Source organism: Stappia sp. BW2 (assembly GCF_008107695.1).
Classification (GTDB): Bacteria; Pseudomonadota; Alphaproteobacteria; order Rhizobiales; family Stappiaceae; genus Roseibium.
On sequence record NZ_VIRG01000054.1, the window covers coordinates 46,757 to 72,061 of the forward strand.

Annotated in this window: 12 protein-coding genes (1 of these 12 running past the window's edge); 4 read left to right on the forward strand and 8 right to left on the reverse strand. The window is 60.8% G+C overall.

Translation table 11 applies throughout. The features are described 5' to 3' along the window. From FMN63_RS06360 to FMN63_RS06375, 4 genes are all read left to right on the forward strand, one after another. Positions 1-12,360, forward strand: partial view of a non-ribosomal peptide synthetase gene (locus FMN63_RS06360; RefSeq protein ID WP_148583123.1) — the 3' portion only. It extends 8,181 nt beyond the left edge of the window; only the last 12,360 of its 20,541 coding nucleotides appear in the window; the start codon falls outside the window, past its left edge; the stop codon is at positions 12,358-12,360. A gap of 138 nt (positions 12,361-12,498) precedes the next feature. Beyond that, on the forward strand, positions 12,499-13,365 hold the full coding sequence (locus FMN63_RS06365) for a prohibitin family protein (protein WP_148583124.1): 867 nt from the start codon (positions 12,499-12,501) through the stop codon (positions 13,363-13,365). A 5-nt stretch (positions 13,366-13,370) separates the two neighbouring features. Further along, on the forward strand, positions 13,371-14,774 hold the full coding sequence (locus tag FMN63_RS06370; RefSeq protein WP_162529992.1) for an ABC transporter substrate-binding protein: 1,404 nt from the start codon (positions 13,371-13,373) through the stop codon (positions 14,772-14,774). Further along, the gene (locus FMN63_RS06375; RefSeq protein ID WP_148583126.1) at positions 14,771-14,977 is read left to right on the forward strand and encodes a hypothetical protein; all 207 of its coding nucleotides are present in this window, start codon (positions 14,771-14,773) and stop codon (positions 14,975-14,977) included. The genes FMN63_RS06370 and FMN63_RS06375 overlap by 4 nt, the downstream gene beginning before the upstream one ends. A 147-nt stretch (positions 14,978-15,124) precedes the next feature. Here FMN63_RS06375 and FMN63_RS06380 read toward each other — a convergent pair whose 3' ends face one another. The 8 genes from FMN63_RS06380 to FMN63_RS06415 all read right to left on the reverse strand — a co-directional run bounded on the left by FMN63_RS06380 (position 15,125) and on the right by FMN63_RS06415 (position 25,270). Further along, entirely contained in the window at positions 15,125-15,712 is a 588-nt protein-coding gene (locus FMN63_RS06380; protein ID WP_162529993.1) for a YcjF family protein, read from the reverse strand. A gap of 132 nt (positions 15,713-15,844) precedes the next feature. Next, on the reverse strand, positions 15,845-16,519 hold the full coding sequence (locus tag FMN63_RS06385) for a YcjF family protein (RefSeq protein WP_148583128.1): 675 nt from the start codon (positions 16,517-16,519) through the stop codon (positions 15,845-15,847). Further along, on the reverse strand, positions 16,516-17,172 hold the full coding sequence (locus FMN63_RS06390; protein WP_148583129.1) for a nucleotide-binding protein: 657 nt from the start codon (positions 17,170-17,172) through the stop codon (positions 16,516-16,518). The genes FMN63_RS06385 and FMN63_RS06390 overlap by 4 nt, the downstream gene beginning before the upstream one ends. Before the next feature lie 121 nt (positions 17,173-17,293). Further along, positions 17,294-18,253, reverse strand: coding sequence for a DUF3089 domain-containing protein (locus tag FMN63_RS06395; protein WP_162529994.1), 960 nt, complete (start codon positions 18,251-18,253; stop codon positions 17,294-17,296). A gap of 276 nt (positions 18,254-18,529) precedes the next feature. After that, positions 18,530-19,840 carry a TRAP transporter large permease gene (locus FMN63_RS06400; protein ID WP_148583131.1) on the reverse strand — a complete coding sequence of 437 codons (1,311 nt, stop codon included), beginning with the start codon at positions 19,838-19,840 and terminating at the stop codon, positions 18,530-18,532. 1 nt (position 19,841) lies between these two features. Then, a complete protein-coding gene (locus FMN63_RS06405; RefSeq protein WP_148583132.1) occupies positions 19,842-20,417 on the reverse strand; it encodes a TRAP transporter small permease subunit in 576 nt (191 codons plus the stop codon). Between the two features lie 162 nt (positions 20,418-20,579). Next, positions 20,580-21,719: a TRAP transporter substrate-binding protein gene (locus FMN63_RS06410; RefSeq protein ID WP_209000975.1), complete on the reverse strand. Its 1,140-nt coding sequence runs from the start codon at positions 21,717-21,719 to the stop codon at positions 20,580-20,582. A 362-nt stretch (positions 21,720-22,081) separates the two neighbouring features. Continuing rightward, a complete protein-coding gene (locus tag FMN63_RS06415) occupies positions 22,082-25,270 on the reverse strand; it encodes an efflux RND transporter permease subunit (protein WP_148583134.1) in 3,189 nt (1,062 codons plus the stop codon). Positions 25,271-25,305: the final 35 nt, after the last annotated feature.

Consider the following 25,305-nt stretch of genomic DNA (forward strand, 5'->3'; position numbering starts at 1 on the left):
CCGAGGCAGGATCCGTCGCGAACCAACATCCACTGGGGTGGTTTCATCGACCGGGTTTTTGAATTCGATCCGCTCTTTTTCGGCATTTCACCTCGTGAAGCCCGCCTGATGGATCCCCAGCAGCGCCTCATGATGACCCATGCCTGGAAGGCGATCGAAGACGCGGGCCATGCGCCCGAAAGCCTTGCCGGACAGAAGGTCGGCGTGTTCGTCGGCACATCCTCCAGCGGCTACCGGGACATGATTGGTGCGGACTCGGGCGGTGAAGGCTATGTCGCGACAGGATCGGTGCCGTCCGTTGGTCCCAACAGGATCAGCTTCCTGCTCGATTTGCACGGGCCGAGCGAACCGGTCGAGACGGCATGTTCCAGCTCCCTGGTCGCGCTGCATCGGGCCGTTCAGGCGATCCGGGCAGGGGATTGCGACATGGCGCTTGTCGGCGGGGTCAACACGATCCTCACTCCGGAAGCCCATATCAACTTTGCCAAGGCGGGCATGCTGTCGGCCGATGGCCGCTGCAAGACCTTCTCTTCACTGGCCAACGGCTATGTGCGTGGTGAAGGCGTCGGCATGGTGTTCCTCCGCAAACTGTCAGACGCGGAGCGGGACGGCGATCCGATCCTGGCCGTGGTCCGCAGCACGGCGATCAATCACGGTGGCCGTGCCAACTCTCTCACGGCACCAAACACGCAGGCCCAGGCCGATCTTCTGACCACCGCCTATTCCCGTGCGGGCATCGACCCGCGCAGCGTCGGATATATCGAAGCACATGGTACGGGCACGGCCCTGGGAGACCCGGTCGAGATCAATGCCCTGAAATCGGCATTCGCATCGCTGCCGAAGGGTGCCACCCGGCTTGAGGAAGCAGTGTGTGGGCTTGCTTCGGTCAAGACCAATATCGGACATCTGGAGCTCGCTGCCGGGGTTGCCGGGCTGATCAAGGTCCTGAAACAGATCGAGCATCGCCAACTCGCGCCGAGCCTTCATTGCGAGGAGGTCAATCCTTACATCGACTTGAGCGGAAGTCCTTTCGAGATTGTGCGGGAGGCACGGCCCTGGAAGCCCGTGAAGGACGAAAGCGGAGCAGCCTTGCCGCTGCGAGCCGGCATCAGCAGTTTCGGGTTCGGCGGCGTCAATGCGCATGTCGTGGTGGAGGAATACCTGGGCGGAGCAGAGGTGGCGGCCGCGCCGTCCCGTCTGGACGCACCGGTCGTCGTCGTGCTGTCGGCACGGGACCGCACCCGCCTGAACGACGTGGTCCGTGACTTCCTTTGCGAGCTTGAAAGCGGCCGCCTGGGGGAAGCCGACCTGGGGGATCTGGCCTACACGCTGCAGATAGGCAGATCCGGTCTCGGCGAGCGCCTTGCATGCGTTGTTTCGAGCCTCGATGACTTGCGGTCCCAGCTGACGGCTGTTCTGGCAGGCAGCGAACCACCTGACACCTTTTTTGGCGATGCCAAGGGACCGGACCGGCCGCAGGATGCCGATGCGGCCGGGATCGCGCGCCATTGGGTCCGGGGTGGCAAGGTGGATTGGCAGAAGCTCAACCCGGGCCGGCGTCGCCGGCTCAGGCTGCCGACCTATCCGTTCGCCCGCGACATTTACCGCGTCGGCGGTGCCGAAGCAGAAACCGCGGCGAAAACGGAACCCGCGTCGACCAGGCCCAACGGCAGGCAACTCAATGCAGATGCGTATTATCTGAAGGACCATGTCGTTCACGGCAGCCATATTCTGCCCGGTGCGATGAGCCTGGACGTCGTGCTGACAGCAGCCCTGGATGACAAGGCCGTGGACGCCCTTCCGGCACGCTTCGCGAACGTGACCTGGCGAAGGCCCATAGAACTCAACACTGGTCAGTTGGCGCTCGATGTCCATTTCTCGAAGGGGAGCCAGGAGGGGTTGCAGTTCCGTTTGAGCTCTGCCGGCACCGGCGAGCCGGACTTCATGCGTGGACAGATTGGCGGTGTATCGGAGGCGGGTCAGCTCGGCAGGCTGGACATCAATGCGCTCCAGAATGCCTGTCGGACTGGCCATGACCCGGATTGGCTTTATGCCTGCTACTCCGCGCTCGGGATCGATTACGGCCCGGCCTTCCGCGCGATCACAGAGCTGAGTTCCCGCAAAGGCGAGGTACTGGCGCGGCTGCAGTTGCCGAAGGCGGCCGGGGGCAGCGACCACATTCTGCATCCCAGTCTGATCGATGCCGCGTTCCACGCCGCACTTGTCGCGTTTTCAGAAGACGACAGCGCAGGTCTGGCCCTGCCCTTTGCCATCGACCGGATGGACGTGACCAGGCCGACAAGCGAGGCCATGTGGGCCCATCTGCGTGTCTGTCCGGCAAGCCAGGGGCTTCGCAAACTCGATATCGATCTGGCAGACGACACAGGCGCTGTCTGCGTCCGGATTACCGGCTTCACCTTGCGCCTGTTGGAGGAACCCAAGGGCGAGCAGGCGCCTCCAGCAATGATGCGTTCAGCAGACACTGCCACCGCAGACCACGTTGAAGACTACTTCGTCGGACTTGTTGCCCGGGAAACCGAGATCGATCCGGCGGCCATCTCGTTGACAGCGCCGCTTGAGGACTACGGCATCGATTCCGTTCTTATCATGCAGCTGACGGACAGTCTGGAGCGGGATTTCGGTCCGCTGTCGAAGACGCTCTTCTTTGACTGCCAGACGCTTGAAGCCCTGATCGGATATTTTCGCGCAAATCATGGCGACCGCCTCGCCGAGGTGTGCGGTGGAGGGACCCATCCTGCGGTCGCGGCCTTGCCGGCAACAGCACCGGCAACCGCGAAACGGGGCGATGCACCTGCTGACGATCCGATTGCGATAATCGGCCTTGCCGGCCGTTATCCGGGCGCGCGAAGCCTTGAAGACTTCTGGAAAAATCTTGCCGCGGGGCGTGACTGCATTACCGAAGTCCCCGCGGAACGGTGGGACCACAGGCGATTTTACGATCCCGTTCGTCAGCCCGGCAAGACCACCGGCAAATGGGGCGGCTTTGTCGACGGCTACGACCGTTTCGACCCGATGTTCTTCAACATCGCGCCGCGAGAAGCGCTCTACATGGATCCCCAGGAGCGGCTCTTCCTGCAATGTGCATGGGAAACCCTCGAGGACGCCGGTTACACGCGGGCAGCCCTCGCGGAACAGGGCGATGTCGGCGTGTTCGCGGGGGTCATGTGGGAAGAATACCAGCTCTATGGTCCCGACCTGAGCGCGCGGGGCACGCCCGCCGCGCTGACAGGCAGCGCGGCATCGATTGCCAACCGGGTGTCCTACTTCCTGAATTTCCACGGGCCGAGTATCGCCGTCGACACGATGTGCTCGTCTTCCCTGACGGCGATCCACCTCGCCTGCGACAGCCTGCGGTCCGGTAGTTGTGCGGTGGCGCTGGCGGGCGGCGTGAACCTGACCCCGCATCCAAACAAGTTTCTGGCGCTCTCCCAGGGCCGGTTCCTGTCCAGCAAGGGGCGGTGCGAGAGTTTCGGCGAGGGTGGCGACGGCTATGTTCCGGCTGAAGGCGTCGGTGCCATCCTCTTGAAACCCTTGAGCAGGGCAGAAGCCGATGGTGACCGGATTTATGGCGTGATCCTCGGTTCGGCGCTCAATCACGGTGGCAAGACCAATGGCTACACCGTTCCGAACCCGGCGGCTCAGACTGCAGTGATCGAAAAAGCGCTCGCAAGAGCAGGGGTCGTGCCGGAAGACGTGAGTTACGTCGAAGCCCACGGAACGGGAACCAGCCTCGGAGACCCGATCGAGGTCACGGCACTCACAAGGGCCTACGGGACACGGGGCGCCTGTGCCATCGGGTCGGTCAAATCCAATATCGGTCATGCGGAGAGCGCTGCGGGGATCGCCGGCCTGACCAAACTTCTGCTGCAGCTGAAGCACGCTCAGCTTGCGCCCTCCATCCATTCCGGCAGGTTGAACCCCAATATCGACTTCGAAGCCTCGCCCTTCCGCGTTCAACGGTCTCTCGCACCCTGGCCGTCGCCGTTCAGGGCGGGGGACGTCCAGCCACGTATTGCCGGGCTTTCCTCCTTCGGCGCGGGTGGTGCGAATGCGCATTTCATTGTCGCCGAACATCTGGAAAAGGAAGACGCCTTTACCGGGGAGTTCCCTGAGATTTATCCGTTATCGGCTCGCGATCCGGAGCGGCTGACTGCGGTGCTGACGAATTTCCTCTCACGGCTCGATAGTCTAACTGACGATGACCTGCCGTCGGTCGCCTGGACCCTGCAACAGGGCCGTGAGGCTTTCGAGGAGCGGCTTGCGATTGTTGCGCGCGGAAAGGCCGATTTGCAAAGCAAACTGGACGATTTCCTCGCCGACAAGCGCACCGGTGTGGTTGAGGGCGACGACATTATCCGGGCGCGAGTTTCGGGACTCGTGAAGCCGATTGATCCTGCCGCTCCGCTTCGGGAGATTGCTGCATCCTGGGCAAGGGGGGCGTCGGTCGACTGGCGAGTTCTGTGGGCTGGGGCCAGAGCGCGCCCGATCAGCCTGCCGTCCTATCCCTTTGCAGAGGATCGCTATTGGCTGCCCGAACTTGCCGGAGACGCAACCGCGCCTGCAAAACCCGCTGCTCCTGCCGCCCCGCTGCCGCTGCTCTATTCCGGTATCTGGCAGGAACGAACGGCTTCGGCGGACGAGGGGCGGCCGCAAGGGCGGGTCCATCAGGTGGTTTGCGATCTGGCTTCCTCGATGCCGCAACTGGCCGGGGACCTCGGCAAAGTCGGTGCGGAAGTCACGGTGCTGGCCGCGCCACAGACGGCAGTGGACGACCGCTACCAGTTCCACGCCCTGCACCTTTTCAGGCTCTGCCAGGACCTTGCGTGCAAACGTCAGCAGGCGCTTCTTCAGGTCGTTGTGCCTCTCGGGGGAACAGACACTATCCTGGAAGGCCTTGCCGGCCTGCTGCGCTGCGCGAAGCTCGAACATCCTGGCCTGAGCTGGCAACTGGTCGCAACGGACGGATCGGTTCACGATCTCGCTGATCGCCTGTCGGAAGACGCAAAGTGCGCCGGGAACCAGAGCGAAATCCGCTATCGTCGCGGACGGCGCTTCGTCCGGTCCTGGCAGGAACTCGAAGTCGCGCAGCAGGTCTCGCAATTGCCCTGGAAAGATAGCGGAGTCTATCTGCTGACAGGAGGCATGGGCGGTATCGGGCAGCATGTGGCCAAGGCAATCGCCGCTTCCGTGAACAGCCCCTCGCTCTGGTTGACCGGCCGGTCTCCAATGACACCGGCAATCCGTGAAGGCCTGAGCGAACTCGAAGCACTCGGCGCGTCTGTTCGCTACCGGAGCATTGATGTCACCGACGAACTCGCCGTTTCCGGGTTGCTGCATGAAATCGAACAGGACGAGGGTGAGCTGGATGGTGTCATCCACGGGGCTGGTTTGACCCGTGACGGATTGTTGACAGGAAAGACCGAAGAAACATTCCGGGAAGTTCTTGCGCCCAAGACGAGTGGCATACGCCTGCTGGACGAGGTGATCGGCGACAGACCGCTCGACTTCATGGTCTTGTTTGCATCGGCCGCCGGGGCGCTTGGCAATCCCGGGCAATCGGACTACGCGACGGCGAATGCCTTCCTCGACAGTTTTGCAGCCTGGCGCAACAGCCAGGTTGCCGGAGGTACCCGGCACGGCAGGACAGTCTCCATCGACTGGCCGTACTGGCGCGAAGGCGGCATGCACATGGACGAGCGCACCGCGGTGGCCATGGAACGCGCGTCCGGTGTGCGGCCTCTGGAGACGGGTCCGGCGCTCGCCGCCCTGACGACCATCCTGGCGCAACGCAACGTCGACCAGGTTCTGGTTCTCGACGGAGATCACGAACGACTTCGCTCCCTGATGACGCCGACTACCCCGGTTGACGGGAAACGAGAGAGCATTGCCGCTGCCAGGAGTGCGCCCGCCATTGTCCAGAGCGAAAAAACTGAACCTGTCCCGGACGACAGGGAAAAGGTTGTCGCGGCAATCAAGGCGTCCTTCTCCGCCTGTCTCGGCATCCCGCAGGACCGGTTGGCGCCGGATGACACCATCGACCGGTTCGGCGTCGATTCCGTGTCGGCACTTGAGATTGTCGAAGCGCTGGAAAGCCACTTCGGACCTCTCTCCCAGACCATCCTGTTCGAATTCCAGACCATCAATCGTTTGGCCGATGAACTGCTTGAACGCAGTGGCGCACCTAAGCCGCCGGCACTGGAACAGGCCGGGCTGACCGAACCTCCTTTGGAGAGGCCAGACCCTGCAGCCCCAACGGGAGCTGCACCTAGTGTCGACGCAAAGGATGTTGCGGTCATCGCCGTTGCCGGCCGGTATCCGGGTGCGGAAACGATAGAAGCCTTCGCCGATATCCTGCGGGCGGGCAGCGATTGCATAACCGAAATTCCGACCGACCGGCAGGAGCTCCTGAAACACTATTCGCCTCGCAAGGGAGCGCCGGGTTCCAGCCACTGCAAATGGGGCGGCTTCCTTTCCAACATCGACAGCTTCGATGCGGAATTCTTCGGCTATACCCCGCGGGCAGCCGATCTGGCGGATCCTCAGGAACGGCTCTTCCTGGAAACGACCTGGCACCTGCTGGAGCGGGCGGGACATACGCGCAGTTGGCTCGCCGAACACTATCAGAAGCGTGTCGGCGTCTTTGTCGGCGCCATGTACAACCAGTATCCCGCGCTGGCCTCGGATGAAGAGGACCGGGCACTGCTGGCGCTGTCCTCCTATGCTGGCATAGCAAACAGGACATCTTTCTTCTTCGACCTTCAAGGGCCAAGCGTTGCGGTCGACAGCATGTGCTCATCCGGCCTCCAGGCAGTACACCAGGCCTGCCGGAGCCTGCGGTCCGGGGAATGCGGGCTTGCGATCGCCGGCGGCGTCAACCTTTCAATTCATCCGGCCAAATACGAAGCGCTCAGCCGGGCGGGACTTGTCGCAAGTACACCTGACGCCCGGCCCTTCGCCGGTGGTGACGGCTATCTGCCGGCCGAAGGGGTCGGCACCGTACTGCTGAAGCCGCTGGGAAATGCGCTGGCAGACGGGGATCGGATCCTCGGTGTGATCAAGGAAAGCCTTGCCAACCACGCGGGACATTCGGCCGGTTACGCGGTTCCGAACGCGGACGCGCAGGCCCGCCTGCTCGAAGATGCCTTCAGGAACGCCAGCATCGATCCAGCCACCATCGGCTATGTCGAAACAGCGGCCACAGGCGCGAGCATCGGGGACAACATCGAACTCCGGGCGCTCGCCAGAGTTTACGCAGACCGCGACACTCCAGGCCCGGCGATCGGATCGGTCAAGGCCCTCATGGGGCACGCGGAGGCTGCCTCGGGTCTTGCGCAACTGACCAAGGTGCTCTTGCAACTCGAACACCGCGAGCTGTTTCCCTCGTTCGGCAAAGCCGCACCTCTCGATACCTTCGAAGGCACGCCATTCAGGCCGCAAAGAGATCTGTCTCCCTGGAAACCGGACTGGAACCCCACCGGGGAGACCGGTTCGGAGGAACCGATGCGGGCGGCCATCAGCTCCTTCGGCGCCGGTGGCTCAAATGTACACCTCATTCTTGAAAGCGCTCCTGTCGTTGAGGCGTCCGGAGCCGCAAGCGAAAGCCTCGGACCCTGGCTCTTCCCGGTCTCTGCCAGAACCGAGGAACAGCTAAGCGAGCTACGCCGGCTCCTTGGCCGGTACCTGCGCGATACGAAAGACGTATCGCTGGAAGCGCTGTCCAGAACGCTTGGCCATGGCCGCGAACGCCTGGACTGCCAGGCGGTGTTTGTCGCCGCGAATGCAGACGAACTCATCGCCAAACTGGAGGACGGGGCTTACCGCGGGGACGAACGGCAGATGGCCGCTGCGGTGCACGAAGTGAGCAGGGAAGGTCCGTTTCTGGTTCTTCCCGTCTATCCTTTCAAACGGGAACGGCACTGGCTGAAAGGAGCACGCGCCCGCGAGGAAGGGGCGGTCGTTGCTGCTCCGGTGAAGGATTTACCTGACTACAAGGACCAGGATCGGGATCAAGATCGTCCGGACGAGGGCGCAGCACTGCAACTGATATGCAAGACCCTTGGTAGGGAACTTGGCTGCGAGGCGGGCGACATCGACCGAAACAAGGATTTCGAGGGCCTTGGGGTCGATTCAATGGCTCGGATGCGATTGATCTACGCTGTTGAAGAGGCCTGTGGCGTGTCCTTGAACCAGCAGGAAATCGAGGCCCACCCGACCCCTGCGCTGTTGTCCGGCTACCTGGAGACGCTTGCTTCGAGGCCCGAACCTGGAAGCGAGACGGTGCAGGCTGCCAGCTCGACAGGTCCCTATCGACTGCCCCTCGGCGAAGCCCAGAAGGGGCTGTGGGCGCTGCAGTCACTTTATGCCGGGCGCGGGGATTACAACGTACCGATTACGTTCGAATGCAGATCGCTGGACATTGAGGCACTGAAAAAAACCGTCGACTGGCTGGTCCGCAGCTATCCGGTTCTGGCCACGCATGTCGTGCTTGAAGACGAGGACCCTGTTCTGGTTGAACGGCCGGAGCCCCTTGAGATCGACTTTGTGACCCTTCCCAGGGAAATCGAAACCGGGGCCATTTTGCGTCAGCGTGCCTCAATCCCGTTTCATCTGGGCGAGGGTGTTTTTCGGGTCGAGCACATCACGGGAGGGAGCCTTCAGAACGAGGCCTGCGTCGTCCTGCTTGTCGCCCATCATATTGTGACAGACGGTGTTTCTTCGGAGGTCATCACGCGGGCGTTCTGGAGCGCCTATGAGCATTTCTCAGGGGGCGGCTCAAAGCCGGTCATCGGCAGCGGTGCGGACTATTCGGAGTTTGTTGCCTGGGAAAACGCTTTTTCGGCCTCCGGACAGGGGCAGGCCCAGAAAGAATACTGGCTGGAGAAGCTCTCCGGGACGCTGCCGACACTTCATTTGCCACGCGACCCGGCTGCCGGCCAGCAGGCCGGCGGCCCCGGGCAAAGCGGGGAGCTGAAACTGCCCGCGACCCTTGGCAAGGCCCTTGCAGACCGGGCCAAGGCCTCCGGAGTAAGCCTGGCATCGCTCTGCCTGACGGCCTTTGCGGCACTGCTCTACCGTTACACCGGCGAGCGGGATCTTGTCATAGGTGTTCCGACGCTGCGGCGTCCGTCAGTGCGTTTTGCCGAAACGGTCGGGTATTGTGCGAACATTGTTGCCCTGCGGCTGGCACTGCGTCCGGAATTCACGGGCGAGGATTTATCGAGGCAAGTGCACGCCGAACTCGGCGAAGGGTTGGCGCGCAGCGAGTTTCCGTTCAGTTCGATTGCCCGGGAACTGGGTGGAACGTCGACCGGTGAGATGCCGTATCAGGTGACTTTCGCCTACCAGAACTTCGGACAGGATCTGTCCGGCCTTGAGTGCTTCCACACAGGACAGGCGCGTCTTGTCCCGGACATCCGGCAGGCCGGTGATACACCGTTGGGAATTGAGGTTCAGAACGGCTCAAACGGCGTCGTTGTCATTGCAAATGCGGGCAGCGGCGTCTTTGAACCCGGCGCGATGGACCGGCTTTTGCAGCACTACAGGCTGCTCCTCGAAGGCCTCGTGGCCCGGTCCGATCGGTTGATTTCCGAAATGCCGATGCTCACCCGGGCGGAAGTGGACCGTGCCCTGCATCACTGGAGCCGGAGCCGTTCGCAGGGGACCTCTGGCGTTCCGGTTCACGAACAGTTCCTTGGCCAGGCCCGCAAGACGCCCTCTGCAATCGCGGTGACCGGTGACAGTGGGCGCCTCAGCTACAAGCAACTGGCAGCACGCTTCAGACGGATCGGCTTTTTCCTTGAAAGGCGCGGGGTGAAACGGGGTGACCGCGTGGCTGTCCTGCTTGGCCGGGAGCCGGACGGCATTGCTGCCCTCCTGGCGGTCATGAGCATCGGCGCTGTCTGGGTTCCGCTCGATCCCGATCATCCGGATGAACGGCTGGGGTCCATCCTGAAGGACGCGGGTTCGGCAGCGGTTCTCACAAAAGGGCTTCATGCGGACCGGCTCGGGAAGCTGGGCGATCCCCCGGCGGTCATCATCGATCTTGCAAAGGAACGCACCGGTCTTCAGGGGCGCCTGGCCAGACCGCCGTCCGCAGCTGTCCGGGCCGAGGATCCGACCTATATCATCTACACGTCGGGTTCGACCGGCGCACCCAAGGGGGTGGCCATCTCCCACGGAGCCCTCTCCGGCCACTGCGAGGTGATTGCCAAGGAATACGCACTGACCGCAGGCGACGCTGTGTTGCAGTTCGCTCCGACATCGGTTGATACGGCAATCGAGCAGATCCTGCCCGTGCTGACCAAAGGCGGGAGACTGGAACTCAGGCCCGACGGCCTGCAGGCCCCGGCGGACTTCCTGAAGATGTTGCGCGCAAGGGCGGTCACCGTGGCTGACCTGCCCCCGGTCCTGCTGCACGAGCTTCTGAGGTCCTGGGAACAGGGCAAGGCCGACCTGTCGGGCCTGCCGCTGCGCCTTCTGATCGTCGGCGGCGAGGCGCTCGCCCCGGAGGTCGTGGATCTCTGGAGCCGCAGTGCTCTGGCTGGATGCCGCCTGATCAATGCCTACGGGCCGACTGAAGCGACAATCACGGCCCTGACCCATAGCGTGAAACCGAACAGCCGCGATCACAGTGTCCCCATCGGCCGGCCCCTGCCTGGCATGGAAGTTTATATTCTCGACCGGGATGGCAACCTGGTGCCCGACGGTGTTGTCGGAGAACTGCATCTGGGCGGTGAGCGTCTCGCGATCGGCTATCACGAACGTCCCGAGCTGACAGAAGCCAAGTTTCGCGATCATCGGATAGCCGACCGGCTGGTTCGGCTATATGCGACCGGTGATCTCGCCCGCTTCAGGGCAAACAGCGGTGGTTTGGTCGAGTTTCACGGGCGTCTGGACGATCAGGTCAAGATCCGTGGGTACCGGATCGAACTCGGGGAGGTCGAGGCGGCCATCGCCTCCTGCGGCATCAGTGAAGTCGCCGTTGTTCTGGAAAGAAGCCTGGCAGGGGACCCGGTTCTGACCGCCTATCTCGGCGCCAAGGAAAAGAGCTTCGACGAACTGGAGGTCAAGCGACGGGTCTCCGAAACGCTGCCCGCGCATATGGTGCCCTCCGTCTGGGTATGTCTTGAGCGGCTTCCCAAAACCGTCAGCGGCAAGATCGACCGTCATTCCCTCAGAAGACCGGCAAGTGCGGATGGCGGGACGACCGGTCAAATTCGGGCGCCCCGGGACCGGCTTGAAACGAGGCTTCTTGAAATCTGGTCCGAAGTGCTTGGGCGAAGTGCGCAGGAGAGGCCCCTCGACATTGATGAGGATTTTTCCGAAGCCGGAGGCCACAGCCTTCTCGCTGTCCGCCTGTTGAGCCGGATCCAGCAGGCCTTCAATTGTACGCTGTCGGTTTCCGATCTCGCTCTTGCTGGCACTGTTGCCGCACAGGCCCAGTTGCTCCGGCAGCGCGGTCTCATGGCAGGCACCTCCGGTAGAGACAGTGATCCCCCTGAAACGGTGCCGCTGATGGTGTCCCTCCGCCAGCCGGACCCTGGCGCAAAACCCGTGACCGAAGCCCCCTTGTTCCTGATCCACCCGGTCGGGGGCGCTCTGTCCTGTTACCAGCCACTGCTCGACGCGTTGCCCCGGGATATCTCCGTCTACGGTCTGCGTGCCGAGGGACTGGAACCGGGAGAAACGTGCCCGGCGGAAAGCCTGGAAGAACTGGCGGCACGGTATTGCCAAGAGATCCTGAGGCAGCAAGCCAGCGGTCCCTACAGGCTATGCGGCTGGTCGTTCGGCGGTGTCGTCGCCTACGAAATCGCCCGGCAGCTGAGACAGGCCGGTGAGGAAATCGCCTTCCTTGGTCTTGTCGACAGTTTCACCCCACAGGACCTGAAGGACATGGGGATCATGTCGGGAAGCACTGGGGCAGACAACGCCCGGGATTGCAAGGAGGCGTTCGTCAGGGATCTTTTCGGTGTCGAGGTGGATCTCGCGACTGATCAGGATGTCATTGAGCTCGTCCGTGGCTTTCCCCAGTTCGAAGCCGTGCTTCCGGGCGCCGGGCCGCAAGACATTGAACGGCTGCTGACTGTGTTCAGCGCACATGAGAAACTGTTGAGCGCGTATCGGCCGCAGTCCTGTGACGTCACCATCACACTGGTGAGAGCCGTCGAGGGCCAGGACCGGCACTTCGTGGAAAGCTGGCAGGACCTGACTTCGGCATCGGTCAATCTGCTGAACGTCGAGGCCGGTCACTATTCGGTCCTCCGGCAACCGGCTTTGTCCCAGTGGCTGTCCGCTTTCGACGACCGTCCGGTCTCCACCCGAGGAGATAGTACAAGATGAGCAAAGCGTGGATTTTCTTTGCACAAAGCGCGTTTGAAAGTGTTGCGTGCAGGTTCAAAACAGTTCTGCGCTGGAACGCTGGTAGTGCTAACTTTATAGTCTTGTTTCGATTTGCAACCGATAGGGTGAGTCGGCCGAATGGCATATGATGACGAATTCGACGACTACGAAGAGGCGTTGAGTGGTGAGCGGCGGCGCCAGTTGCAGCTTTACCTGTTCATCATGCTACTGGCGTTCGGCGTTGCCCTGGCTGTTCTGTGGAACCGGATCGTCATTACGGTTCACTCGGGTGAAGCCGGTGTGCTCTATCGCTGGGTGTCCGGAACGGAGATGAACCAGATCTATGGCGAGGGGCTGCACATCCTCTGGCCGTGGAACAGGATGTATATCTACAACGTCCGCCTCCAGACCAAAGAACGCAACTACACGATGCTGACGAAAGACGGTCTGCCAATCGATCTTCAGATTGCAGTGCGCTATCAGCCGGATCTGCGTCTTCTTCCCCTGCTGCATGTCACGGTCGGGCCGGAGTATCTGGACAAGGTCGTTTTTCCCGAAACGGAGGCGGTCCTGCGCCGCGCTGTCGGGCAATACACACCCGAGCAGGTCTATACGAGCAAGCTCGGCTTCTTGGAGTCGGTGGTCATAAGCAGCCTGACCAGTGTCGAGGATCGGTATGTGATCGTCGACAACGTGCTGGTGCGGAACGTGGAGCTTCCGGCAGCGGTTCGTCTGGCGATCGAGCGCAAGCTGACGTTGTCGGAGGAGCAGAAAGCCTACAGGTACCGGATTGAAATCGAGCAGGAAGAGGCGAAGCGCAAGGCGATCGAGGCCGGGGGTATTCAGCAGTACCAGGACACGATCAAGAAAAGCCTGACGGAAAACCTGCTTAGATGGCAGGGAGTGCAGGCCACCAAGGATCTGGCGACATCGCCGAATTCCAAGACGGTCGTTATCGGATCGGGCAAGGATGGACTGCCGATCATTCTCGGCGGCGACAGATAGACGTGATGGCGCGGGGCGAGACAGATCCACCGGCAAAGGGAAGAGCCCGGAACCAGGCGCGAAAGCTGCTTTTCGCAGGCCTTCTTCTTGTCCTCGGACTTGGAGTTCTGGTCGTTGCTCTTTCGCGGATAAGTTCCACCGCCCCGACCGTGTCGCGTCTGACCGGGTATCTGACAGATCTCTTCCGGCAGAAAGACAATTCCCTGAGTCTGGTGGCGGTCTACTCCGATGACAGTGAGGACAGCAACTTCGTCAACGGGGTCCGCATGGCGGTCACGCAGGTGAACGCGACCCGTCAGAAAGTTCTCGGCAAGCCCTTGAAGCTGGAATTTGTCAGGGAAGCGGAAGCGACGAGTGTGGTCCCACTGGAGACGATCGTTTCAAGAACCCTGAAAGTCTCTGGAAAGATTGCGGAAACGGACAATCTTCTGGCAGTCATTGGCCACGAATGGTCGGACACAGCCGTTACGGCTAGTTCCGTCTATGCGCGGGAAAATGTGCTGTTCCTTGCGACACAGGCCACTGCAAGGTCCCTGACAGACCATGGTTTCGACACGGTGTTCGCGCTGCAGCCGGATAATTCCACAAATGCGCATATCGTTGCCAGCTACGCGCTCAAGCAAGGATTGAAGCGGTATATCGTCCTCTCGGACAAGACCGACTACGGAAAGGAGTCCGCGAATTTCTTTTCCGAAGCAGTTGCGAACGAAGGTGCGGAGCTGGTCTACCGGGGCTTTCTTTCAGGCACGCAGCGTTCCATTGACGAGCTGCTGATGTTCGTCCTGGACAACAAGCTCTTCAAGCGAACAGACTTTGATGCCTTTTTCATCGTGTCGTCTTCAGTCCAGGAGACGTCAGAGTTCATCAAACGGGCACGCTATCTCGGACTGGATGTTCCCGTCCTCGGAATGGAATACATGTTTTCCGAAGTCATCGAAGCCAACGTCGGCAAGGCGGGAATGAAAGACGTGATTGGCGTGTCGCTCTACGACAGGGACGCAATTTCCGAAAAGGGCAAGGCTTTCGCAGCAGACTTTGAAAGCAAATTCGACCGGTTGCCGGACCTGAACGCAGCGATCGGCTACGACGCCACCTTGCTGATCCGCGATGCGGTCAACAGGGCGGAATCGCTGGACCCCAACCGCGTCTCGGATATATTGAAAGTGTCCCGTTACAAGAACCCGTTTTCGGGCGTAACGGGCCCGCTGGTGTTTGACCGGAACGGCCTCATTACCGACACGCATGTCTTTGTCGTGCGTCACGATGGGACCGAGTTCCGAACTGTCGACAGCATCAAGATACCGTTGGGGCCAAAATCGGTGCTGCATTTGGATCCGCAGGATGGCAAAGGATCTGACGCGAACCAGACCGAAGCGCTTCCTTCAGCGATGGAGACTATTGGCCAATGACTATCTTCGTGAATCCCTGGTTGTTCCTGATCTGGGTACTGGCCAGTTGGGTCATCGGTGTTCTGGGCAGGGACACACGTTTCGGCTTTGTCGGAAATTTCCTGATCGCCTTCGTGTTCTCGCCGCTGGTGGGTATTATTGTCCTGCTCGCTGCGGATCGCTGGCGCAGACCGTCGCGGGACCGCAAGAGACGCAAGGCCTGAAACGGCGCGAGGGCACAGGTATCTGAAACGGGCACGGCGCTGAAGCCAGCCCTTTTCCGTCAATCGGTGTTCCACATCTTCCCGAAACAAAAATGCCGCAGCGTTGGAACACTGCGGCACCGAGATTTTCCGGAAGGTCGAGATCGGTCAGGACGCTGCTTCGCTCGCAGCTGCTTCCTCTGTCTCTGCCTTTTGCTTGAACTTGCGGGCAACCGACTTGCCCTTTTCAAACTGTTCCTTGTAGAACTCGCGCATCTTGCTGGCGTTGAAATCCATCAAGGTGCCGCCTTCCTCGTAATGCTTGGCGATGGACCTGCCGACCGCATAGGTCGAACCGCCTGCAACCACGGGCAGGGACACCATTCCGACCATCCAGCCGATACCGGGGATCATCTTGGTGGCGCTGGCCGCCACGACATAACCGGCGCCGTAGCCGAGCACGCCGCCCGCAAGCGCATAAATGACCTTGCGGCCAAGCTTTTCGGAGAATGGCTTGCCGTAGAGTTGCGACAACTTCTGGATCATGCGCAGCTGAATTCCCACGACGGCAGCGATATCGAAAAACGCAACCGGAACGATGCTCGCGGCGACGGATCCGATCACATAGTCCTTGATCAGGTTGTCAGCCGTCAGTTCGCGGTTGATATCGAATTCAGCGTCATTTTCGACGGCTTCCGCCTCTGCGACGTCTTCAACCGGCTCTTCAGCCTTGCTTGCGGTAGTTCTGCTCGCCATAGAAATCTCCTGAGATCCGCACGGACATTTATCGAATGTCCGACCGAAGTGAAGGTGGCCTACATTCCTGTACGGCATCCGCACCGCCAGAACGGTACTCTTTCTGGCGGAAAATGAAAAGCGTCCACGCAGTTAAACGGTTGGTATCGCCGTATTTGGGCTCGTTGCAGTCGTGTCACCCGCCAATCCTGCGAGATGCGCGAGATAGACTTCCCCGACAATCCGCACGAGCACGGCCGCGGATATGGACGTAATCGCCGTCGCGACCAGGTTCGGACCGGGCATCATGCTCATCAGTCCTGTTGTCGCGAAACTTGCAATGCCCGGGGCCGCCATGCCGGTCAGCATCGAGGTCGCAAGTTGCTTGCTGCGAGTTCCATCAAGCGGCTGGCCGTACAGGCGGGACAAGCGGCGTAGCATGCGGTCGACAATCGCCGAAATCGCGACAAGGTCGACCCAGGGCATTGGGATCAATCCCGCGACAGTGGCGAGATTTGCATGACGTTCCACAATCAGTTTCCCGGAAGCTTGCCGGAAGGCGGCTCTGGTCGGGCGGCTGCGGGTTTCGAAGGGTGCGGCCACTGTCACGGGCAGCGGAGCCTGTGCACTGTGTTCGGCAGCGCGCGTGCGCGACGGTTTTTCTTGGCGGTCCGGGTTCAGCGGAGCCGGTTCCTCCTCAGTAGACTTTGCCGGTTCATCAGACTGCGCGGTTCGATGCGGCAGGTCTTCCGCTTCAAGGGCGGACTTTGCGGCCTTGCGCAGGTCGTCCAGCGTCCGTCTTGAGGTTCTCGGCAGTCTCTTGCTCACGCGCTGAGGGCCTTTTTTGTTGCCAGAAGGGCCTCGGCTTCATTTGCGATTTCGATAATGTCGCTTGCCGCCGCCCCATCCGGTGCGATCAGGCTGGGTGTGCCGCCATAAAGGCCGGCCTCCGCGTAGGCAACCCGGTTTGGCATATCGTTGACGAGCAACGGGAAACCGGACTCTTCCAGCTCGGTCCGAATATGCCTCGAGATCACGCTTCCCCTGATCGTCTGGGTCAGGACGCAGCGGAATGTCGGCGCCCAGCCCTTCACGCCACTCATCAGCGTCTTGACGGTGTCCATCATCCGGTCGACATCAAGCGGCGAGGCCTTGACCGGTATCAGAACCAGATCGGCGACGGCGAGAGCCGCGACCGTGATATCGCTGTCGAAGCCAGGCGTGTCGACGATGGTGACGCCATGGCGCGGTCCATGCTGCTTGATGGCCGTCCAAACGGACTTGTCAGACTGTTCGAGAAGATCAACGCCGCCAAGTGCCAGTTCGCGTTCGGCAAGACGCATGACCGACCTTTGCGGATCGGCATCGACAAGAAGCGGTGTCAGGCCTTTCAACTGCCAATGGACGGCGAGGCAGGTGGCCAGCGTGGTCTTGCCGCTTCCCCCCTTCAAGGAGGCGATGGTGACGACTGATCCGCTCATGTGCACCTGTTTCCGCTGATTCCCCGGTGTTCCGGTGAATGTTAACAAAAACTCAACGGAATGCTACGGGCTCGCCGCGGATTTCAGCTGTCTGCACTGAGTTGAAGTCTCTCGACCGGTCTTACTTCTTTTTGGCGAGATAGGCCTGAATGCGCTGCGCGGCATTTGTCATGATGTTTTCGAAGAACAAGGGATAGTCATAGCCATGATAGACACCGGACGGGAAGAACGGCACATCGAGCCGCTTCGGGTCCTTTGCCACGACGGCCAGTCCTCCGTCTGCAATCTGGGCTGAAGCGAAACCCGGATAGGTTTGGTAGGTGTCGTCTTGGTTGAAAAAAGTCGACCCGCGATTGAGCTCCGCCGACGCCAGAGTGTCTTCCCGGGTCCAGGTCAAAGGATTGACGACGATGGCGCCCGGCAGAATGACGGGCGAGTCCTTCTGCTTGCCCGGAGCGACCGAATTGTAGCTGATGAAGCACCCGGTCTGATGGGCTTCTTCGCAGATCTCGATAGCCGGATTGTCCCTGAGGTCTTCTTCGGTAATCGACCAACCGACAACATATCCGGCAATAAGCTGGTCCTCGATGCCAAGCTTGCCCCAGTGGTCGACCAGCAGCTGGGTGAGGACGTAGGACCCCTGGCTGTGGGCCGCCAGAATGAACGGCCGGCCCTTGTTGTGATGTTGCATGTAGTAGCGCAGAGCCCTGCTGACATCGTTCTCGCCATAGGCAACGAGGGCGTCACGCTCCTTTTCCGGCAGATTGAAACCGGCAAGGTTCATCTGTCGGTAGAACGGCGCGTAAAGGTTAGCCTGACCCGAAAAAATACGGGCCTCGGTCGTGACGGTTTCCGCGGCAGCGGCGACGAGGTCCTTGCGTGTGATGTCCATCAGCCAGGCCGAGTTGTCAAAGAGCACCGTCGGATAGATCCAGATGATATCGACGCCAAATCTGTCCGGATCCTCCGGCCTGTCGAGCCACCCGGCCGCACTCTCGTAGTCAGGGGCAGGAGGCACGCTTGCTTTGGAGAAGGGTGGCAGTTTTGTTTCGTCCGCCTGAACCGACACGACGCTACTCAACAGAAGTCCCGCCCAAAGCAGGGCCGCGAGGCGTGACAATGTCCTGAACCTGGAACGGTCGGCTGAGCCTGGAAACATCTGCTACTCCCGCAATGAATGAGCCGTAGGCGTCGATGGGGCGGCGTTCAAGGCAAAACACAACCATATGCGGCACGGACTTGCCAGAAGAATCCTTCGGCCAGCACACTTTGGAGGTGCGCAGAAGCAGGGGAGATCCGGTCTTTTCCCTCGGGTCTTGTGCCGCATTCAGTCAAAGGAATGCGGCACACATTTAACCTAGAGCATCCAGGTTGTGATGCCGGGAAAAAACAGCAGGATGGCCAGGACAATGAGTTGTAGCAGGATAAACGGCAGCAGGGCTCCGTAGATGTTGCCGAGCGTTATGTCCGGTGGGGCCACGCTTTTCAGATAGAAGGCTGCCGGTCCGAAGGGAGGCGTCAGGTAGGAGACCTGCATGTTGACTGCGAACAGGATACCGAACCAGATCGGATCGTACCCAAGCTGAACGACGATCGGCACGAAGATCGGCAAGGTCAGCAGGGCTATCCCGATCCAGTCCAGGAACATGCCGAGCACGAGCAGGATCAGCATCATGAACAGGATGACGACCACCGGTGAAGAGTCGAGACCAAGCATGACCGCGGAGACGAAGCGGTTGCCGCCCATCAGGTTATAGACACCGACCAGAACGGCCGCGGCGATCCCGATCCAGATGATCATGCCGCATGTTTCCAGCGTGTGGACCAGGCTTTCCTGCAACATTCGGGTGTTTAGTTCGCGGCGGAGCAGGGATATGACGAGCACCGAGGAGACCCCAAGTGCCGCGGCTTCCGTAATGGAGGCAATGCCACCGTAGATCGAGCCCAGAACCGCCACCACGATGAAGACCGGCGCGATGAGGGACCTGATCGCACTGCCAACGGTTTCTTCTGCCCGTTCTTCTTCGGAAATCGGCGGGCCAAGGTCCGGATTTCGGACGCATCGGACTAGGACATAGGCGATGTAGCAGCCCAGCAGCATCAGCGCGGGTGTGACAGCGGCAACGAAGAGATCGGCAATGGAGACACTTGCAACCAGCCCATAGATGATCAGGACGATGGAAGGGGGCATCATTGTCCCGAGTGACCCGCCAGCACAGACGACGCCGATTGACAGGTCGCGGTCATAGCCAAGCCGCAACATCTGGGGCAAGGCAAGAATACCCAGCAGAACGATTTCACCGCCGATGACACCGGACATGGCGGCCATCAAGGTCGCGACAATCAGGGTTTGAACGGCGACGCCACCCGGTAACCGTCCGGCGAGGACGCGCATTCCGTTGAAGAGGTCCTTCGCAATGCCCGATCTGTCGAGCAGGGCCGCCATCAGGATGAACATCGGAATGGCAACGAGAGAATATTCGGTGATGAAGCCGAAGATGCGGGCGGTGACCAGCGGAAGGGCATTCCCGCCGAACCAGCCGAATGTGAATACCAGGGCAACAAGCCCAGTCACCCAGGCCAGGGGCTGACCGGTCAGCAACAAGACGAAGATGCTGCCCACGAGCAGCAGCGTTCCGTATTCAATGCCCAGTTCGTTCAGTCCCATCTCATTTGCCTCCGCGTTCGCTGTAGGCAGCGTCATCGCCGCGGATGGCCTTGATCAGATGCATCAGGGTCTGAACGAACATCAGGCAAACACAGATCAGGATAATGATTTTCAAGAGGGCGGGTGTCGGTGGGTTCCAGGCCGTTCCCGTGCCTTCCAGATGGATATCTCCATTGGGCCGGTGGGTGGCCTTCCAGGCCATCGTCACGCCTGCGTATCCGAGACCTGCAAAGAAGATCATTGCGATCAACGAATTCACGATATCCAGCCATCGCCGAACCCCGGGCGAAACCGAGTCATAAATCATGCGGACGCGGATGTGCTTGTCGCGGGCGAGCGCGACGGGGCCGCCGATCAGGAAGATGGCTGCGATGAGGAAGGTCGTGCTTTCGTGCGCCCAATAGGTTGGGCTGTCGAACACGTAGCGGGCGATAACCTCATAGACGCTGATGGCAAACGCCAGAAAGATGGCCCAGGAAAAGAGCTTGGCGGACCCGGCAATAAGCCGGTCGAGGCCGGTTCGCAGCTCGGCTTGGCCAGTGTCTTCCAGGTCACTCACGTCCGGATTGTCCGGCATGGCTTCTTCTCCCGTCGTGCGGTTGGCATTCTTTTGTGGGAAATCGGGAATGGTCTGCCAGAAGAAAGGTCCGGCTGAACCAGGGTCAGGCAGACGCGAGGTCTGGCCGCTCCCGGGCCTGTTGGGCCGGGAGCGGCTGCATCAAAGGAGACGCTGGTCAGATCAGAGCTGGTTGCGGCCCTTCAGATAGGCGACAACCGCATCGTAGTAGCGTTGGGTTAGGTCGTTCTTGCCGGCCCAGTTTTCCCACTCCTGCTGCGCGATCCTGCGGAACTTCGCCCGCTCGTCGCCAGACCAGTTGACGATTTCGATGTCCGGATTGGCCTTGGCTTCCTCGACAGCGGCTGCATCGAGTTTGCGCACGGAATAAACGTGATCGAAGATGAACTGGTCGACGGAGGCGTTCAGGATGGCCTTGAGGTCGTCCGGAAGTTCATCCCAGATCGACTTGGTCATCGAAATGTCGATCAGCGGCAGGGAGTGGAAGCCCGGATAGAGCGGATAGTGGGCAACGTCATTCATGCCCTGCGACTGGTTGGTTGCGAAAACCGTGTAGTCGGCCGCCTGGACCACGCCCTTGTCGAGAGCCGTGAAGACTTCGGAACCGGGCAGGGCAACCGGAGACGCACCAGCCTTGGAGAAGATCTCGTAGACCATACCTTCCGGCGCACGCATCTTGACGCCCTTCAGGTCTTCAACGGAGCGGATCGGAACGCTGGAAACGAATGCTTCCGGCTCGGTTGCCGCGGCTCCGATGAAATGGACGCCGTAAGGCTCGACCAGTTCGGCGTAGAGCTCATGGCCGCCACCGGATTGCATGAACCCGATCAGTTCGAAAGGATCGCTCCAGGCGCCGACCAGGTTGCCCATCATGGCAAAGGCGGGGTCTTTCCCGGCGAAATAGCTCGGGTCGGTCAGGTGGCCCTGCAAAATGCCGGAGCCAACGGCATCAAGCGTATCGGTGTGAGGGACAACGGCGCCGATCGGCAAAATCTCGATGGCGATGCGCCCGCCAGACATTTTCTCGACGCTTTCAGCCCATTTCTGTTTGTTGATAAAGCCCGGCTCACCGGCCGTTTCCGAGGTCTGGAAGGTCCAGTTGTAGTCCGCCGCCGTAGCGACACCCGGTGCGGCAAGAACCGACAGGGCGAACAGGCTTGATAGAATTCCGGTCTTCAGTGACAGCAAACGTCCCAAAGGCCCGTCGCTTGCAACTGTCTGCCTGACGCGGGCTGCAAGGTTTTGAAATTGCACACCGCCGCGCGGCGTTTTTGTGTCTTCACGATAACTATTCGATTGCATGTTTTCCTCCCACATACATCGCCACAGTGTTGGCTCGCCAACGCTTGGCACGTCACGTTACGCGGCGAGGAACCGGATGTGACAGGGCGATTCACGCAATCCATTTGCGGGAACCCGCAATTTGGGTGTTGGTGCCGGTATTGCAGCCCCTGGATGTGCCGATCAGCCTCAATGTGGCGACCTTCCACACCGGAGATATCGAAAGCGACTTTCGGAATTTTTCAAAAGAGGCAAGGAGCAGGAGCACCGTCCGGCAATCGTCGCCGGATGGTCGCTTTCGTTGAGCCTGCGAAGATCCGATCAAGTGCAAACGCCCCGGAAACGGCTGTTTCCAGGGCGCTTATCTGTCATGTCGTCTTCATTCAGAAGGCAGCTTCCTGCGCTTGCGGCCGCTCGACGGTGTCATGGTGCTGCACAAGCGGCCGGTTGCCGGAAAGCTTGCGAACCAGAACGTAGAAGACCGGTGTCATGAAGATGCCGAAGAAGGTTACGCCGATCATGCCGGAGAAGACAGCGACCCCCATGGCAGAGCGCATTTCGGCGCCGGCACCGGTTGAAAGCACCAGCGGGACGACCCCCATGATGAAGGCCATGGAGGTCATCAGGATCGGCCTAAGCCGCAAACGGCTGGCTTCAATGGCCGCTTCCACGGGTGACCGGCCCTCGAACTCCAGTTCCCGTGCGAATTCCACGATCAGGATCGCGTTTTTCGCCGAGAGGCCGACAAGCACTATCAACCCGATCTGGGTGAAGATGTTGTTGTCGCCCGCTGTCAGCCAGACGCCCGTCAGGGCGGCAAGCACACCCATGGGAACGATCATGATGATCGCCACAGGCAGCATCAGGCTTTCATACTGGGCGGCAAGCACCAGGTAGACCAGAAGCAGGGCCAGAGGGAAGACGAGGAACCCGGAACTGCCGGCAAGGATCTGCTGGTAGGTGAGGTCGGTCCATTCGAAGGCGATGCCCTTGGGCAGGGTTTCTTCCGCGATCCGTTCGACCGCGGCCTGTGCCTGGCCGGAGGAATAGCCGGGCGCCGGGCCGCCGTTGATGTCAGCGGCAAGAAAGCCGTTGTAGCGGGTTGCGCGTTCCGGCCCGGTGGTCGCCTCCACCTTCAGAAGGGCGGAGAGCGGGATCATCTGGCCGGTGGCGGAGCGGACCTTCAGCTTGCCGATATCGTCGGCATGGGCCCGGTACTGGGCGTCTGCCTGCACCCGGACGCTGTAGGTGCGGCCGAAGGCGTTGAAATCGTTGACAAAAAGCGACCCCAGATAGATCTGCAGCGTCTCGAACACATCCGTTACCGAAACACCGAGCTGCTCGGCCTTGGTGCGATCGAGATCCGCATAAAGCTGGGGCACATTGATCTGGAAGCTGGAGAACAGTCCGGCCAGCTCCCGTGTCTGGTAGGCCTGTGCCAGGAACGCCTTGTTGGCGGCGTCGAGTGCCTGGTAGCCGAGCCCGGCGCGGTCCTCGATCTGCAGCTTGAACCCGCCGGTGGTGCCCAGGCCCTGGACGGGCGGCGGCGCGAATATGGCGATGAACGCATCCTGGATCGTGCCGAATTTCTGGTTCAGCTGCATGGCAATCGCATTGCCTGACAGGTCCGGAGACTGTCGTTCCTCGAAATCCGACAGAGTGGCGAAGACGATGCCGGCGTTGGAGGAGTTGGTGAACCCGTTGATCGACAGGCCCGGGAAGGCGATGGCGTGTTCGACGCCTTCCTGTTCCAGCGCAATCTCGCTCATCCGGCGGATGACGTCTTCCGTGCGGTCCAGTGTGGCAGCGTCGGGAAGCTGGGCAAAGCCGATCAGATACTGTTTGTCCTGCGCCGGAACAAAGCCACCGGGAACCGTGGTGAAGAGGCTGTAGGTTGCTCCTGCCAACACCATGTAGATCCCCATGACAATGGTCTTGCGGGACAACAGGCCGCCGATGCTCTTGCCGTAGGCGTTGGACCCGGCGCCGAACGCCCGGTTGAAGCCTCTGAAGAACCAGCCGAACAGGAAATCCATCGCACGCGTCAGCCAGTCCTTGGGCGCATGATGATCCTTCAGGAGAAGGGCGGCCAGCGCCGGGGACAGGGTCAGCGAGTTGATGGCCGAGATCACGGTGGAGATCGCAATCGTCAGCGCGAATTGGCGATAGAACTGACCCGACAGACCGGTGATGAAGGCCAGAGGAACGAACACGGCCACCAGCACAAGCGCTATGGCGATGATCGGCCCGGAGACTTCCTTCATGGCCTTGTAGGTGGCTTCGCGTGGGTGCAGTCCGCTCTCGATATTTCGCTCAACGTTTTCCACGACCACAATCGCATCGTCGACGACGATGCCGATGGCGAGAACCAGTCCGAACAGGCTGAGCGCATTGATTGAGAAGCCGAAGACATACATGACACCGAAGGTGCCGATGATCGACACGGGAACCGCGATCAGGGGAATGATCGACGCGCGCCAGGTCTGCAGGAACAGGATCACGACGAGAACCACCAGCACCACGGCTTCAAGCAGCGTGTCGACGACCTTTTCGATGGAGGAACGCACGAATTTCGTGGTGTCGTAGACGATCTCGTATTTGACGCCGTCGGGCATGGCGACCTGTAGGTCGTTCATGGTTTCGACCACCGCATCGGAGATTGCAATCGCATTGGAGCCTGGTGCCTGAAACACCGGAATCGCGACGGCGGGCTTGCCGTCGAGCAGCGAGCGCAAGGAATAATCGGCCGCGCCCAGCTCGATCCGGGCGACGTCACGCAACCGGGTGACCTCGCCGTTGTCACCGGTGCGGACGATGATGTTGCCGAATTCTTCCGGTGTCTGAAGGCGCCCCTGCGCATTCACGCTGAGCTGAACGTCGACGCCTTCCAGATTGGGCGACGCACCGATGGTGCCGGCTGCTGCCTGCACGTTCTGTTCGCGGATGGCTCTGGTGATGTCGCTGGCTGCCAGATTGTGTCCGGCCGCCTTCTGTGGATCGACCCACACACGCATGGAATAATCGCCCGAGCCGAACACCTGCACCTGGCCGACGCCCTGAATGCGGGCCAGCCGGTCCTTGATGTTGAGAACGGCATAGTTGCGCAGATAGGTGATGTCGTAGCGATTGTCCGGCGAGGTCAGGTTTACCACCATCATCAGATCGGGCGAGCTTTTCACCGTGGTCACACCCAGGCTCCGGACTTCTGCCGGCAGGCGCGGCTCGGCCTGCGAAACGCGGTTCTGGACAAGCTGCTGGGCCTGGTCGGGATCGGTGCCAAGCTCGAAGGTGACCGTGAGTGTCATGGCGCCGTCGGAGGTCGCCTGGCTGGTCATGTAGAGCATGCCCTCGACGCCGTTGATCTGTTCTTCCAGCGGTGTTGCCACCGTCTCGGCAATGACTTTCGGGTTGGCTCCGGGGTAGGCGGCGCGCACGACAATGGAGGGCGGTACCACCTCCGGATATTCGGAAATGGGAAGAGCCCTCATGCCGAGCAGGCCGGCGATGAGGATGAGGACGGACAGCACGCCGGCAAAAACCGGTCGGTCGACGAAGAATCTCGAGATATTCATGGCCAGGCCCTTTCCAGCAGGAAATCGGGACAACA

Bases quoted from the DNA above. Each gene is read 5' to 3' on its own strand.
- FMN63_RS06375 (WP_148583126.1), top strand. From the start codon at position 14,771: ATGACTATCTTCGTGAATCCCTGGTTGTTCCTGATCTGGGTACTGGCC.
- FMN63_RS06415 (WP_148583134.1), bottom strand. From the start codon at position 25,270: ATGAATATCTCGAGATTCTTCGTCGACCGACCGGTTTTTGCCGGCGTG.
- FMN63_RS06400 (WP_148583131.1), bottom strand. From the start codon at position 19,840: ATGGGACTGAACGAACTGGGCATTGAATACGGAACGCTGCTGCTCGTG.
- FMN63_RS06390 (WP_148583129.1), bottom strand. From the start codon at position 17,172: ATGAGCGGATCAGTCGTCACCATCGCCTCCTTGAAGGGGGGAAGCGGC.
- FMN63_RS06370 (WP_162529992.1), top strand. From the start codon at position 13,371: ATGGCGCGGGGCGAGACAGATCCACCGGCAAAGGGAAGAGCCCGGAAC.
- FMN63_RS06410 (WP_209000975.1), bottom strand. From the start codon at position 21,719: ATGCAATCGAATAGTTATCGTGAAGACACAAAAACGCCGCGCGGCGGT.
- FMN63_RS06405 (WP_148583132.1), bottom strand. From the start codon at position 20,417: ATGCCGGACAATCCGGACGTGAGTGACCTGGAAGACACTGGCCAAGCC.
- FMN63_RS06365 (WP_148583124.1), top strand. From the start codon at position 12,499: ATGGCATATGATGACGAATTCGACGACTACGAAGAGGCGTTGAGTGGT.
- FMN63_RS06380 (WP_162529993.1), bottom strand. From the start codon at position 15,712: ATGGCGAGCAGAACTACCGCAAGCAAGGCTGAAGAGCCGGTTGAAGAC.